The following is a 12,655-nucleotide window of genomic DNA, read 5'->3' as shown; positions in this document are numbered from 1 at the left end:
CCACTGACTTTTGTCATGGGGGTGGTTCGAACCTGAACCGGTGGGTGGGCGTATCAAGGGAATGTGAGCCAACCGAAGTCGTACCGCCGGGTCATCCGTCACGTGACCACGGGTTTCGCCGCCGTCCTCGTCTTCCTGGCGCTGATCCTGCCGGACCAGATCACCCGGCTCCCGCCGGGCAACCACTGGTACACCGCGCTGCTCCGGATCCCGGTCGAGGCGCTGGTGGCCGGCGCGGTGCTGCTGCTGACGCCGGTCCGGGCCCGTCGCTGGGTGGCCGCCGGGCTGGGCGTGCTGCTCGGCGTGCTCACCGTGGTCAAGCTGGTGGACATCGGGTTCTTCGCGGTGCTGGCCCGCCGCTTCGACCCGGTGCTGGACTGGACGCTCTTCGACGACGGCTTCCACTTCCTGATCGACTCGATCGGCAAGGCGTCCGCGATCGGCGTGGCGGCCGGCGCGGTGCTGGCCGCGGTGCTGCTGATCGCCGGGATGACCTGGGCGATGCTGCGCCTGACCACGGTCGCGGCCGGTCACCGGCGGCTCGCCTGGAGCGGGATCGGCGCGGCCGCAGTGGCCTGGGCCGCCCTGTTCGCGATGAGTTTCCAGCTGATCGGCGGCATCCCGGTCGCCGCGCACGCGGCCGCCGACCTGGCTCAGGAGACCGCGCTCGCGCTGCCCAAGGACCTGGCCGACAAGCGACGCTTCGTGGCGGAGGCGGGAAACGACAAATACCACGACCAGCCCGGCAGTCAGCTGCTCACCGCGCTGCGCGGCAAGGACGTGGTGGTCTCGTTCATCGAGAGCTACGGCCGCGACGCGGTGGAGAACCCGGCGTTCAACGCCTCGGTGCTCACCGCCCTCGGCGACGGCGACCGGAAGCTGGCCGCCGCCGGGTTCGCCGCCCGCAGCGGCTTCCTCACCTCGTCGACGGCCGGCGGCGGCAGCTGGCTCGCCCACTCGACGTTCCTGTCCGGCATGTGGGTGAACAACGAGTCGCGGTACCGCAGCCTGATGGCGACCGACCGGCTCACCCTGACCAGGGCGTTCAAGAACTCCGGGCACCGCGCGGTGGGCATCGAGCCGGGCGTCATCTACGCCTGGCCGGAGGGCCAGTTCTACGGTTACGACCAGGTCTACGACAAGGCCGCGCTGAACTATCACGGCCCGCAGTTCAGCTGGTCGCCGATGCCCGATCAGTACGCGCTGGCGCAGTTCCAGAAGTTCGAGTACAGCAAGAAGAACCGCGGCCCGCTGCTCGCCGAGATCACCCTGACCTCCAGCCACACGCCGTGGGCGCCGGTGCCCACCATGCTCGACTGGGACCAGCTCGGCGACGGCAGCGTCTACGGCCCTCAGGCCAAGACCACCGACCCGAAGGCGGTCTGGAAGGACGACTCGAAGATCAAGACCGAATATGCCCGCTCGATCGCGTACTCGGTCGACAGCCTGATCGGCTGGGCCGCCAAGTATGCCGACGACAACCTGGTCATGGTCTTCCTCGGCGACCACCAGCCGGCCTCGGTCGTGGTCGGCCAGAACGCCAGTCACGACGTGCCGATCACCATCGTCGCCAAGGACCCCAAGGTCTTCGACCGGATCGCCTCGTGGGGGTGGACGAGCAGTGTCAAACCCGCCGCTGACGCGCCGGTCTGGCAGATGGACACCTTCCGCGACCGCTTCCTGACCGCTTTCGGTCCGGAGGGCGACCCCCACTGAAACCCGTTTTCGGTACGCCCGGAGCGGTCCCGCTCATCGGCATATGTCACATCGATGTCCAGTGAATCCGTTAGGTACCCTCTTACCCGATCTGACAAGGGTGTCTGACAGGGGTATGGATGGACGGCAGGGCCACCGAAGCGTTCGCCGAGCAGTTGCGTGCCCTGCGGGCCGCCGCCGGCGATCCGTCGTTCCGGAAGATGGCCGGGCGGTCGGGCCGGATCTCGCACACGACGTTGCACGAGGCGGCCGCCGGGACCAGGTTCCCCTCGTGGGAGACGACCCGGGAGTTCGTCCGGGCCTGTGACGCGGACGAGGCCGAGTGGCGGCGCCGGTGGGCGGCGGCCGCCCCTTCGGACCCACCGGCCGCGGACCTCGTGCCGCCGCCACCTCCGCCTCCGGCCGCGGATCTCGTGCCGGCTCCGGCCGCGGATCTCGTGCCGCCTCGGGCCGCGGATCTCGCGCCGGCTCCGGTGCGGGTCGAGGTCCCCGCGGTGCGGCGACGCCGGTCGCCGTGGCTGGCCGCCGCGGCGGCGGTGGTGGCGCTGATCGCCGTCCTGGGCGCCACGGTCCGCGGCCGATCGGCCCCGGACAGCCCGGCCGCGGCGCCCTCGCCGTCCGCCTCGGGGTTCTCCGACTCGCTCATCCCCGGCGACTCGAGCAAGTTCGTCGCCGACGTCACCATCCCGGACGGCACCAAGGTCAAGGTGAACGCCCACTTCGTCAAGGTGTGGGCGCTCGCGAACGTCGGCACGGTCGACTGGCACAACCGCTACCTGGAGCGGACCGACCCCGGCGTCGACGACGGCTGCCAGGTGCCGGACCGGGTGGCGATCGGCGACACGCCGCCCGGCGAGAAGGTGATGATCAGTGTTCCGGTCACCGCGCCGAGCCGCCCCGGCAAGTGCTGGGTCAGCTGGAAGATGGTCGACGAGGCCGGGCAGCCCTACTTCCCGAGCCGCCGCCCGGTGTACTTCATGGTCACCGTCACCGCCTGACGGAACTGACAACACCTGATTCATCCAGGTCAATGACCGTCAGGCCGTTCTGACAGCACGACGGGGGTACCGAACACCCGATCTCCTCTCGCAGGGTGATGTCCGTTCCCAACGCGACACACCCACCACGAGGAGGATCGACCATGCGCCGATCTTGGCCGGCCGTCGGGCTGGCCGCGCTGTGCATGACCGTCGGCGTCCCGGCGGACGCCTGGGCGGCGCGGCCGGTGGTCGACATGGAGGCCACCGTGCTGGCGGCCCAGATCGACCCGCGCCGCGCCGACCACACGCTGACCCCGGGCGCGAAGGCCTCGGTGCTCGCCGTCGAGCAGGCGCTCCAGGCCCGGAACCTGCTGGACGCCCAGTGGGTCGACGGCTACTTCGGCACCGAGACGGTCGCGGCGTACGCGGCCTACCAGCGCTCGCTCGGCTACACCGGCCTGGCCGCGAACGGGCTGCCCGGCACGACGTCACTGACCAGGCTCGGACAGGACCGGTACACCGTCGCCAACCCGATCGGGCCGGGCGCCAAGGTCCCGCGGGACGGGTACGTCGTCGACGCGCGTACCCAGGCCATGCTGGCCGAGGCGCAGCGCCTGCTCGGCTACCCCCTGGTGCTCGACCAGGGCTCCTACAACCCCGGCGGCGACCCGACCTCGGCCGGCACGCACGACGGCGGCGGCGTGGTCGACATCTCGGTCACCGGCATGACCGCGGCCAAGCGCACCGCCGTGGCCCGGGCGCTGCGCCGGGTCGGCTTCGCCGCCTGGGTCCGGGACCCGAGCCAGGGCGACTGGCCGTGGCACATCCACGCCGTGGCGATCAACGACACCGACCTCTCCAGCCAGGCCCAGCACCAGGCCGGCGACTACTACCTCGGCCTGAACGGCCTGGCCGGCCGTGGCCCGGACGACGGGCCACGACTCCCGATCACCACCTGGGAGCAGTACCAGCGCGGGCAGTGACCCGCATCCCCTCACGTCCCGGAAAGGACACCATGAACATCCGTAAGACTCTCGCCGCCGCAGGCCTCGCGCTGGCCGCGACCACCTCGATCCTCAGCGTCGCCTCGCCCGCGTCGGCGGCGGCCCGCGACGGGGTCTGTGACAGCGGCGAGTTCTGCTACTACTACAACAGCAACGAGGCCGGCTCGGTCTCCGACTTCACCGAGTCGGTCGACGACTACGGCACCACCCAGCCCAGCTGTTACGAGTTCAAGGGCTCGGGTGCGGGCCAGGGCGTGTGCGTGAAGAACAACGCCGCGTCGGTGTGGAACCGCACCGGCAAGACCGTGGTCGTCTATTTCAACAGCAACTTCGCCGGCGCCACCCAGTCGTTCGCCTCCGGGGCGAAGGGCAACCTCAACGCGACGCTGAAGAACAACAACGCCTCGCACGACATCGGCGGCTCCGCGGGCGGGTCCTACCCGGCCGACCCGCGCGCGTCCGAGGCCGTCGCGTTCGCCAAGGCGCGGCTCGGGCACACCGACTGGAACAACGAGTGCGAGCTGTTCGTCGAGCGGGCGTTCGGCACCAGCGGCCGGTTCGCCACGGCGCGCACGCACTACCAGTGGCAGAAGGACAACGGGCGGATCCACACCGGGTCGGTGCCGCCGGCCGGCGCCGCGGTGTTCTTCACCTCCACCACGTCGGCCGGGCACGTGATGCTCTCGATCGGCGGCAACAGCGCGATCAGCACCGGGCCGAGCGTCTACCAGACCAGCACGTTCCGGCAGCGGTCCGACTACCTGGGCTGGGCGTACGTCCCGAGCAGCTGGTGACCCGGGTGCGCATCCTCCAGACAGCGGTCGTGCTGGTGGCGGTGCTGGCCGGAATGGTGGTGGCGCCGGGCGCGGCGTCCGCGGCCGGCCGGGACGGCACCTGTGACAGCGGCGAGTTCTGCTACTACTACAACAGCAACGAGGCCGGCTCGGTCTCCGACTTCACCGAGTCGGTCGACGACTACGGCACCACCCAGCCCACCTGTTACGACTTCAAGGGCGCGGGTGCCGGCCAGGGCGTGTGCGTGAAGAACAACGCCGCGTCGGTGTGGAACCGGACCGGCAAGACCGTGCGGGTCTTCTTCAACAGCAACTTCGCCGGGTCGCACCAGGACTTCGCGGCCGGCGCGAAGGGCAACCTCAACGCCACGCTGAAGAACAACAACGCCTCGCACGAGCTGCTGACCGGCGGGCCGACCGGGTGCGGCACCGACGGCACGAACACCACGCCGCCGAGCACCATCCTGGTCTACCGGGTGGGGCTGGGGCGGGTCGACCGGGTGGACTTCAAGACGTACGTCAAGAACGTCCTGCCGAACGAGTGGGTGCCGAGCTGGCCGAACGCCTCGCTGCAGTCCGGCGCCATGGCCGTCAAGAGTTACGGCTGGTACTGGGCGCTGCACTCGACCCGCAAGACCTCCGGCGGGCAGTGCTACGACGTCCGGGACGACACCGCGGACCAGGTCTACAAGCCGTCGTCGGCGCTGTCGGCGACCTCCGCCGCGGTGGACAGCACCTGGTCGGCCCGGATGACCCGGAGCGGCAACGTCCTGCAAGCCCACTACTGCTCGACCACCACGGCGTGCGGTGGCTGGGTGGACGGTGACTGGATGTCGCAGTACGGCTCGCGGGATCTCGCGAACGCGGGCCGGGACTACAAGTCGATCCTGCGCAACTACTACGACGACATCGCCCTCTCCTGACGTCGCGCGTCGCGCCGCCTGCCCCGGACCCCGGGCAGGCGGCGCGCTCGCGTCAGTCGACGACCTCGATGACCTGGGTGGCGGGCAGGCGCGGGGTGTGCGGCGGCGCGGCGTGCGCCGGGTCCTGGAAGCCGAGCCGGATCGCCAGATAGGGCACCCCGGTCCCGCCGAGCATCCGGCGCAGCGCCTCCCGGGTGAACGGCACCTCGACCGGCCCGCTGAACGGCAGCAGGCTCACCGCGTGCTCGGTGGCGGCCAGCCACAGCCGGCTCAGCGACTCGCCGGCGCGCAGCCAGTCCGGCTCGGCGTCCCCGGAGCCGTACAGCACCGCGTACGTCGCGGAACGATCGTGCCCACCGCCGGCCGCGACCGTGCCCGCGGCCTGGAAGTCGCGCTCCGCGACCGTGGTCAGCGGCACCTCGGCCGGCAGGGCCGAGGACGGGATCCCGGTGCCCTCCGGGCGCTCGCCGCCCACCCAGGTGGCCAGCTCGGCCTGCGCCCGGTCGTCGGCGGCCTCGGCCGCCTGCGCCCGCTCCACCGCGACCGCCAGGTCGAGCACCTGGTCCCGGCCCAGCACGTGCAGCCGTGCGCCGGCCTGCTCGGTGGCCTTGACCAGCTCACCCAGCACGGTCTCCGGGACCGCCTCCTCGCTGACCGTGCGCCGGTCGGTGCGCCGCACCCGGAGCATCTGGAGGTGCCGGGCGGCGGCCGGCTCGGCGGCCCGGCGCTCACCCGGGACGAGCACGGCCAGTGGCGTGTCCGGGGTCAGCGACGCCGGCCGCTCCACCGTGTAGGACAGCCCCTCGGCGTCCAGCGCCACCTGCGCGTGGTGCAGCGCCGCCCCGCAGCTGACCAGCAACATCCGGGCGTCCGGGTCCTGGGCGCGCAACTGGCGCTCGGCCACCGCGAACAGCTCCAGGCGGTCGGCCCGGACCACCCAGCGCCACGGCTGGGTGTTGTGGATCGACGGGGCGAACCGAGCCGCGTCCGCCGCTTGCACCAGTGCCTGCTTGACCTCGCTCATGGTCTCCATGGTGCCGCGCCGAGGGGCCCCCGAGTAAGGCCGAAAGGCCTGGTTGGTACTGGTCACCGTAGGATTTACCGGATGTTCGCCGAGCCCTCCCTGACACACCGCAAGGAAGACGGGCACGAGGTGCCGCTGCTGCTCTGGCGGTTCCCGGAGCCGGTGCTGGCCGCCTCCAGCGCGGTCCTCGGCGGCGGCACGGGCCCGCGCGAGTGGCTGATCAACGCGAGCGTCCCGATGTCCTACGCCCGCCCCGACCCGGAGGCCCACCTCGCCGAGCTGGCCGGGCAGCTCAGCCTCAGCGGTCCGGGGATCGGCCTGCTCACCGGCGTCGACGTGCACGACGTGGTGCCCACGGCCGAGGACGGCGTGCAGGTGTGGGCCACCGTCGGCCTGGGTGCGCCGATTCGCGCCGCCGAGCCCGGCGTGACCGGTTTCGCCCATCGGCCCGGCACCATCAACATCGTCGTCTGGGTGCCCCAGCGCCTCGGCGACGGCGCCCTGATCAACGCGGTCGCCACCGCCACCGAGGCGAAGACCCAGGCCCTGTACGCGCTGGGCCTGGACGCCACCGGCACCGCCACCGACGCGATCTGCGTGCTCTGCCCGCTCGGCGGCCCGTCCGCGGCGTACGGCGGCCCGCGCTCGCACTGGGGCACCCCGATGGCCCGCGCCGTCTACACCGCCGTCCGCGACGGCGGCGAGGTGAACCTGTCGACCGGCCGCTCCTGGTCCGACCGGGCCGGGGTCAGTGATACGACAGCTCACCGGCCCGCAGCGGGTGGCTGATCCGGTTCTCCGGCGGGGCCAAAGGACAGGCCCACCGCGGGTCGTAGGCGCAGCTCGGGTTGTACAGGTAGTTGAAGTCGAGGCGGACCCGGTCGGCGCCGAGCCACTGGACGCCGCGTCCGTGCGTACCTTTGATCGTGTCGGTCAGATAGCGGCCGCCGCCGTAGGTCTCCCGCCCACAGGTCCCGTCGCGGACCGGGAGGAACAACCCGCCGCCGTAAGCGGCGATCCACCAGAGCGTGAGCTCGCCGAACGGGGTCTCCAAGACCCCGGCCCGGGTGTAGCGGACCACCCCGTCCGGGCCGCCGGTGTCGATGGTCAGCTCGCCGTCCGCCGGGCGCAACGGCACGTCGACGATCGCGGCGTCGTTCGCCGGGTAATACCGCAGACCGGTGAAGGCCGCGCGCTCCGCGGGCGGGATCGGGGACTGCGGATGGGTGGCGAACAGGTCGTCCCGCCGGGTGCGGAAATCCGACAGCCCCTCCGCGCCGAGGTGGATGCGGGCGACCGCGGCCCGGAAATCGGCCAGCTCCAGTGACTCCATGCCTGGCACGCTAGCCGGAGCTTTATGCAGCTCACACGGACGTGGTTGAGTGAATGAGCGTTGCGCGGGTCACACCGCGGCTGCATTCTGGGGGGCGTGCCGGAACGGATTAGCGAAGTCACCGCCCTGCTGGCCGAGGTGCTGGCGCCGCGGGCCCCGCTCACGGTGATCGTCGACGGCGGCGACCCGGGAGCGGCGGCCGCCTTCGCGTCCCGGCTGGCCGCGGCCTTCCCACCGGCGTCCCGGGCCTGGAGCATCGACGCGGTGCTCGGCCTGACCGGGCCCGGCGCCGGTGGCTTCGACTCGGCGCTCAACGTGCTCGAACCGGCCACCGACCAGGTCCTGGTCTATCTGCGGGGCGGCCCGCGCAACCGGTTCACCGCCGGGGACGGCGAGCGGCGGGCCCAGGTGGTGATCGACAACCGCGACCCGGAGTGGCCGGTGATCCGCCACGTGCACCCCGATCTGGCCGATCCTGATCGGTGGTACCTCTCCGAGAGCCGGGCGTTCTTCGCGGCCCGCGCGGCGAACTGGGACGTCAAGTTCGGCGACGACATGCCGGCGTACGCGCAAGCGGTCCGGGAGGCCGGCGTCCGCCCCGGCGACGTCGCGATCGACGTCGGCTGTGGCACCGGCCGCGCGCTGCCGGCCCTGGCCGCCGCGGCCGGACCGGCCGGCCGGGTGATCGGCCTGGACTTCACCCCGGACATGCTGACCGAGGCGAGCCGGGCCGGCCGGGACGCGGCGGCCACGCTGGTCGTGGCGGACGCCCGGCGGCTGCCGCTCGCCGCCGCGGCGGTCGACGTGGTCTTCGCCGCCGGCCTGGTCAACCACCTGCCCGACCCGGTGGCCGGCCTGGCCGAGCTGGCCCGGGTGACCCGGCCCGGGGGCCGCCTGGCGATCTTCCATCCGATCGGGCGGGCCGCCCTGGCCACCCGGCACGGCCGGACGCTGCGCCCGGACGAGCCGCTGAGCGAGGCCCGCCTGGCCCCGCTGCTCGCCGACGCCGGTTGGACGGTCACCCACTACGAGGACGGCGACGACCGCTTCCTCGCTCTCGCCACCAGGGCGTGATCGAAGCCCTCGTCACCAGGGCATGATCGAGGACCTCGTCACCAGGGCGTGATCAGGCCCAGCTCGGCGAGGTGGTGGGCGAAGCCGTCCTCGGCGAGACCGGGCGCGTGCGCCGACGCGGCCGCCAGCACCGCCGGGTGCGCCGCGCCGATCGCCACCGAGTGCCCGACCAGGGCGAACAGCGGCAGGTCGTTGGGCATGTCGCCGAACGCCACGGTGTGCCGCGGCGACACGCCGAGCCAGTCCAGGGCGCCGGCCACCCCGGTCGCCTTGTCCACCCCGAGCGGACCGGCCTCGACCAGCCGCGGCGCCGAATAGGTCAGCGTGGTCCGCTCGGCGAAGCCCGCGTCGGTCAGCCGGGCGATCAGCTGGTCAGAGCTCAGCGACCGGTGCCGGATCGCCACCCCATAGGCCGGCTGGTCGGTGATCCCGGCCAGCGGCACCTCCCGCCACGGCTCGGCCGGCGGACGGCCGCGCAGCGCCAGGTACTCCGGGGTGAGGTCCCAGGACGACACGCCGAACACGGACAGGCCGGCGCCGGGCAGGCGGGCGACGAAGGCGGCCAGATCCGTCAGCTCGGCGGCCGGCAGCGTGCGCTGCCAGAGCGTGCGGCCGCCCTCCTCGGGCGACCAGCCGAGCCCGCCGTTGTGGCAGACCGCGACCGCCAGGTGCCCGGCGAACGCGCCGAGCCGCTCCACACCGTGCCGGGTCCGTGCGGTGGCGGCCAGCAGCGGCAGCCCGCGATAGCGCAGCTGGGCGGCGGCGTTCAGGGTGGCCGGGCTGACCACGTCGTCCGCGCCGACCACCGTGCCGTCCAGGTCCGTGACTACTGCCTGCCACCGCGTCATGACCGGCATTCAACATCATGTGTACGCCGTTCGCCGCCCCACCGTATTCACGTGCTGTCCGCCACGGTGCCTTCGGTCGCCGTTCCCGGCTCCGGCGTGCAAGGCTGACACCCGTACCGGGCGAAGGGGGACGCGCTGATGGGCATGATCAAAGTGGTCGGCCTCGTGCTGCACCCGCGCCGCGACTGCGGGTCGGCGGTCGACACCATCGTGAGCTGGGCGGCCGCCCGCGGAGTGACCGTGCTCGGCCTGCCCGACGAGATCACCCGCATCGACTGCACCGCGGTCGCGGTCACCGCGGAGGAGATGGTCGACCGGGCCGGCCTGCTGGTCAGCCTCGGCGGCGACGGCACCATGCTGCGCACCATGCGGCTGGTCGAGGGCCGCAAGACCCCGGTGCTGGGGGTGAACGTGGGCCGGCTCGGGTTCCTCGCCGAGGTCGACCTGCCCGATCTCAAGGACGCGCTGTCCGCGATCGACGAACACGCGTACAAGATCGAATCGCGCACCGCGGTGCGCACCACCCTGCCGGACGGGCGGACGGTGACCGCCTTCAACGACATCGCCCTGGTCCGGGTGCCCGGCCACGGGCTGGCCGCGGTCGGCATCCGGGTCGAGGGCAAACGGTTCGTCAACTACGCGGCCGACGCCGTGCTGGTCTCCACCCCGACCGGCTCCACGGCCTACAGCTTCTCGGCCGGCGGCCCGATCGTCTCGCCGAACGTGGAGGGCCTGATCGTCAGCGCCGCCGCCGCGCACTCCTCGTTCAACCGGTCCCTGGTGCTGGACACCTCCGAGCACCTCTGCCTGGACGTGCTGTCCACCAGCGGCCGGCTCGCCATCGAGGTCGACGGGATCATCGAGGGTCACGCCGAGCCCGGCGCCGCGATCGAGATCGAGCCGATGCCGGCCGCCGCCCAGGTGATCCGGTTCGGGCGCACCACGTTCTACGAGCGGGCCCGGCGCAAGCTGCGGGTGGAGGGCAGCGCGCAGGCCGGCGACTGGGACGCCGAGTCCGCCGTGGTGGTCGACAGCTTCGAGCACGAGCGTTACGAGGTGCTGGTCGGCGGCGAGAGCGCCGGCGTGCTGCACTACCGCCGGCACGGCGACCGGATCGAGCTGCTGCACACCGAGGTCGACCAGGCCTTCTCCGGTCGCGGGCTGGCCGGGCGGCTGGCCCGCGCCGCCCTCGACGACGCCCGCTCCCGGGCCGTCCCGGTCATCGCCTCCTGCCCGTTCGTGGCCGGCTATCTGGAACGCCACCCCGAGTACAACGATGTGGAGCTGAGGTAACCAGTCATGGGTCAACCCGCGATCCTCACCGTCGACGACGATCCCTCGGTCTCCCGGGCCATCGCCCGCGACCTGCGCCGCCGCTACGCCGACCGGTACCGGATCATCCGGGCCGGCTCCGCCACCGAGGCGCTCGACGTGCTCAAGGAGCTGAAACTGCGTGGCGGCCGGGTCGCCGTCATGCTCGCCGACTACCGGATGCCGCAGATGAACGGCATCGATTTCCTGGAGCAGGCGATGGACCTGTTCCCGCACGCCCGGCGGGCGCTGCTGACGGCCTATGCCGACACCGACGCCGCGATCCAGGCGATCAACGTGGTCGACGTCGACCACTACCTGCTGAAACCGTGGGACCCGCCGGAGGAGAAGCTCTATCCGGTGCTCGACGCGCTGCTCGACGCCTGGCAGGCCACCGGCGACCAGGAGCTGCCCGACCTGCGCGTGGTCGGCCACCGGTGGAGCGAGCCGTCCTTCCAGATCCGCGACTTCCTCGCGCGCAACCTGGTTCCTTACAAGTACTTCGGCGCCGACGAGCCGGAGGGCCGCCGCCTCATGGAGGCCGCCGACGCCGGGCCGGAGTCGATCCCGCTGGTGGTCACCGCGGACGGGAGCGCCCTGTCCCGGCCGACCGTGCAGGAGGTCGCCGAGGCGGCCGGGCTCTCGGTCACCCCGGGCCGCGACTTCTACGACCTGATCATCGTGGGCGGTGGCCCGGCCGGGCTGGGCGCGGCTGTCTACGGCGGGTCGGAGGGGCTCAAGACGCTGCTGATCGAGCGGCAGGCGGTCGGCGGCCAGGCCGGCCAGAGCTCCCGGATCGAGAACTATCTGGGCTTCCCGGACGGCATCTCCGGCGCCCAGCTCACCGACCGGGCCCGGCGGCAGGCCGACAAGTTCGCCGCCGAGACGCTGAACACCCGCGAGGTGGTCGGTCTCCGCACCGACGGCTCGGCCCGCACGCTCACCTTCGCCGACGGCGGGGAGATCTCGGCGCACGCGATCCTGCTCGCCACCGGGGTGTCCTATCGCCCGCTGCTCGCCGACGGGGTCGCCGACCTGACCGGCTCCGGCGTCTTCTACGGCTCGGCGGCCACCGAGGGCCCGGCCTGCTCGGGCAGCGACGTCTACATCGTCGGCGGGGCGAACTCGGCCGGCCAGGCCGCGCTCTTCTTCTCGCGCTATGCGCGCCGGGTCACCCTGCTGGTGCGCGGCGACTCGCTCGAGGCCTCGATGTCGTACTACTTGATCCAGCAGCTCGCCCAGGTGGCGAACATCGAGGTACGGACCCGCTGCGAGGTGACCGGGGCGCACGGCGACGGGCACCTCCAGGCGATCACCATCTGCGACAGCAAGGACGGGACGAAAGCCACCGTCGAGTGTGGTTACCTGTTCGTCTTCATCGGCGCCGAGCCGCGGACCGACTGGCTGGGCGACGCGGTGCAGCGCGACGGCAAGGGCTTCATCCGGACCGGCGCAGATCTTCTCGCCAACGGCGAGCGTCCGCGGGGATGGGATCGCGACCGCGATCCGTTCTATCTGGAGAGCAGTGTCCCCGGCATCTTCGCCGCCGGCGACGTCCGGGCCAACTCGATCAAACGGGTGGCCTCGGCGGTCGGTGAGGGAGCGATGGCCGTCGCGCTGGTCCACCGTTACCTGGAGGCGCAGTAAA

At 72.3% G+C, this 12,655-nt stretch carries 12 protein-coding genes; 9 read left to right on the top strand and 3 right to left on the bottom strand.

Features of this window, described 5'->3' with window-relative positions:
- The first annotated feature begins 63 nt into the window (after positions 1 to 63).
- The 5 genes from Aiant_RS13300 to Aiant_RS13280 all read left to right on the top strand — a co-directional run bounded on the left by Aiant_RS13300 (position 64) and on the right by Aiant_RS13280 (position 5,417).
- Positions 64 to 1,716, top strand: a complete 1,653-nt coding sequence (locus tag Aiant_RS13300) for an alkaline phosphatase family protein (protein WP_189334407.1) — start codon at positions 64 to 66, stop codon at positions 1,714 to 1,716.
- Between the two features lie 119 nt (positions 1,717 to 1,835).
- Positions 1,836 to 2,714, top strand: coding sequence for an NBR1-Ig-like domain-containing protein (locus Aiant_RS13295; protein WP_189334408.1), 879 nt, complete (start codon positions 1,836 to 1,838; stop codon positions 2,712 to 2,714).
- A gap of 143 nt (positions 2,715 to 2,857) precedes the next feature.
- Entirely contained in the window at positions 2,858 to 3,679 is an 822-nt protein-coding gene (locus Aiant_RS13290; RefSeq protein WP_189334409.1) for a peptidoglycan-binding domain-containing protein, read from the top strand.
- A 32-nt stretch (positions 3,680 to 3,711) separates the two neighbouring features.
- Entirely contained in the window at positions 3,712 to 4,494 is a 783-nt protein-coding gene (locus tag Aiant_RS45665; RefSeq protein ID WP_229830954.1) for a peptidase inhibitor family I36 protein, read from the top strand.
- Between the two features lie 5 nt (positions 4,495 to 4,499).
- On the top strand, positions 4,500 to 5,417 hold the full coding sequence (locus Aiant_RS13280) for a peptidase inhibitor family I36 protein (protein ID WP_189334410.1): 918 nt from the start codon (positions 4,500 to 4,502) through the stop codon (positions 5,415 to 5,417).
- A gap of 52 nt (positions 5,418 to 5,469) precedes the next feature.
- On the opposite strand, the gene Aiant_RS13275 is transcribed toward Aiant_RS13280, so the two are convergent.
- Positions 5,470 to 6,441: an Acg family FMN-binding oxidoreductase gene (locus tag Aiant_RS13275; RefSeq protein WP_229830957.1), complete on the bottom strand. Its 972-nt coding sequence runs from the start codon at positions 6,439 to 6,441 to the stop codon at positions 5,470 to 5,472.
- A gap of 81 nt (positions 6,442 to 6,522) precedes the next feature.
- Between Aiant_RS13275 and Aiant_RS13270 the strand changes: the two genes are divergently transcribed.
- On the top strand, positions 6,523 to 7,230 hold the full coding sequence (locus tag Aiant_RS13270; protein WP_189334412.1) for an adenosylcobinamide amidohydrolase: 708 nt from the start codon (positions 6,523 to 6,525) through the stop codon (positions 7,228 to 7,230).
- Here Aiant_RS13270 and Aiant_RS13265 read toward each other — a convergent pair.
- Complete coding sequence (locus tag Aiant_RS13265; protein WP_189334413.1) at positions 7,190 to 7,774, bottom strand: DUF1684 domain-containing protein; 585 nt, start codon at positions 7,772 to 7,774, stop codon at positions 7,190 to 7,192. The two genes, Aiant_RS13270 and Aiant_RS13265, sit on opposite strands and share 41 nt — an antisense overlap.
- Before the next feature lie 96 nt (positions 7,775 to 7,870).
- On the opposite strand from Aiant_RS13265, the gene Aiant_RS13260 reads away from it, so the two are divergent.
- Positions 7,871 to 8,848: a class I SAM-dependent methyltransferase gene (locus Aiant_RS13260; RefSeq protein WP_189334414.1), complete on the top strand. Its 978-nt coding sequence runs from the start codon at positions 7,871 to 7,873 to the stop codon at positions 8,846 to 8,848.
- 38 nt (positions 8,849 to 8,886) lie between these two features.
- On the opposite strand, the gene Aiant_RS13255 is transcribed toward Aiant_RS13260, so the two are convergent.
- Positions 8,887 to 9,696, bottom strand: a complete 810-nt coding sequence (locus Aiant_RS13255; protein ID WP_189334415.1) for an HAD family hydrolase — start codon at positions 9,694 to 9,696, stop codon at positions 8,887 to 8,889.
- A 138-nt stretch (positions 9,697 to 9,834) separates the two neighbouring features.
- Between Aiant_RS13255 and Aiant_RS13250 the strand changes: the two genes are divergently transcribed.
- Together Aiant_RS13250 and Aiant_RS13245 are read left to right on the top strand one after the other, a co-directional pair.
- A complete protein-coding gene (locus tag Aiant_RS13250; protein ID WP_189334416.1) occupies positions 9,835 to 10,989 on the top strand; it encodes an NAD(+)/NADH kinase in 1,155 nt (384 codons plus the stop codon).
- A gap of 6 nt (positions 10,990 to 10,995) precedes the next feature.
- Positions 10,996 to 12,654, top strand: a complete 1,659-nt coding sequence (locus Aiant_RS13245) for an NAD(P)/FAD-dependent oxidoreductase (protein ID WP_189334417.1) — start codon at positions 10,996 to 10,998, stop codon at positions 12,652 to 12,654.
- Position 12,655 lies beyond the last annotated feature (1 nt).

The organism is Actinoplanes ianthinogenes (assembly GCF_018324205.1).
Lineage (GTDB): Bacteria > Actinomycetota > Actinomycetes > Mycobacteriales > Micromonosporaceae > Actinoplanes > Actinoplanes ianthinogenes.
The sequence above is the reverse complement of the archived record's forward strand: the minus strand, read 5'-3'. Positions and strand labels throughout refer to the sequence as shown.

Bases quoted from the DNA above. Each gene is read 5' to 3' on its own strand.
- Aiant_RS13275 (WP_229830957.1), bottom strand. From the start codon at position 6,441: ATGAGCGAGGTCAAGCAGGCACTGGTGCAAGCGGCGGACGCGGCTCGG.
- Aiant_RS13265 (WP_189334413.1), bottom strand. From the start codon at position 7,774: ATGGAGTCACTGGAGCTGGCCGATTTCCGGGCCGCGGTCGCCCGCATC.
- Aiant_RS45665 (WP_229830954.1), top strand. From the start codon at position 3,712: ATGAACATCCGTAAGACTCTCGCCGCCGCAGGCCTCGCGCTGGCCGCG.
- Aiant_RS13290 (WP_189334409.1), top strand. From the start codon at position 2,858: ATGCGCCGATCTTGGCCGGCCGTCGGGCTGGCCGCGCTGTGCATGACC.
- Aiant_RS13270 (WP_189334412.1), top strand. From the start codon at position 6,523: ATGTTCGCCGAGCCCTCCCTGACACACCGCAAGGAAGACGGGCACGAG.
- Aiant_RS13250 (WP_189334416.1), top strand. From the start codon at position 9,835: ATGGGCATGATCAAAGTGGTCGGCCTCGTGCTGCACCCGCGCCGCGAC.
- Aiant_RS13295 (WP_189334408.1), top strand. From the start codon at position 1,836: ATGGACGGCAGGGCCACCGAAGCGTTCGCCGAGCAGTTGCGTGCCCTG.
- Aiant_RS13255 (WP_189334415.1), bottom strand. From the start codon at position 9,696: ATGACGCGGTGGCAGGCAGTAGTCACGGACCTGGACGGCACGGTGGTC.
- Aiant_RS13245 (WP_189334417.1), top strand. From the start codon at position 10,996: ATGGGTCAACCCGCGATCCTCACCGTCGACGACGATCCCTCGGTCTCC.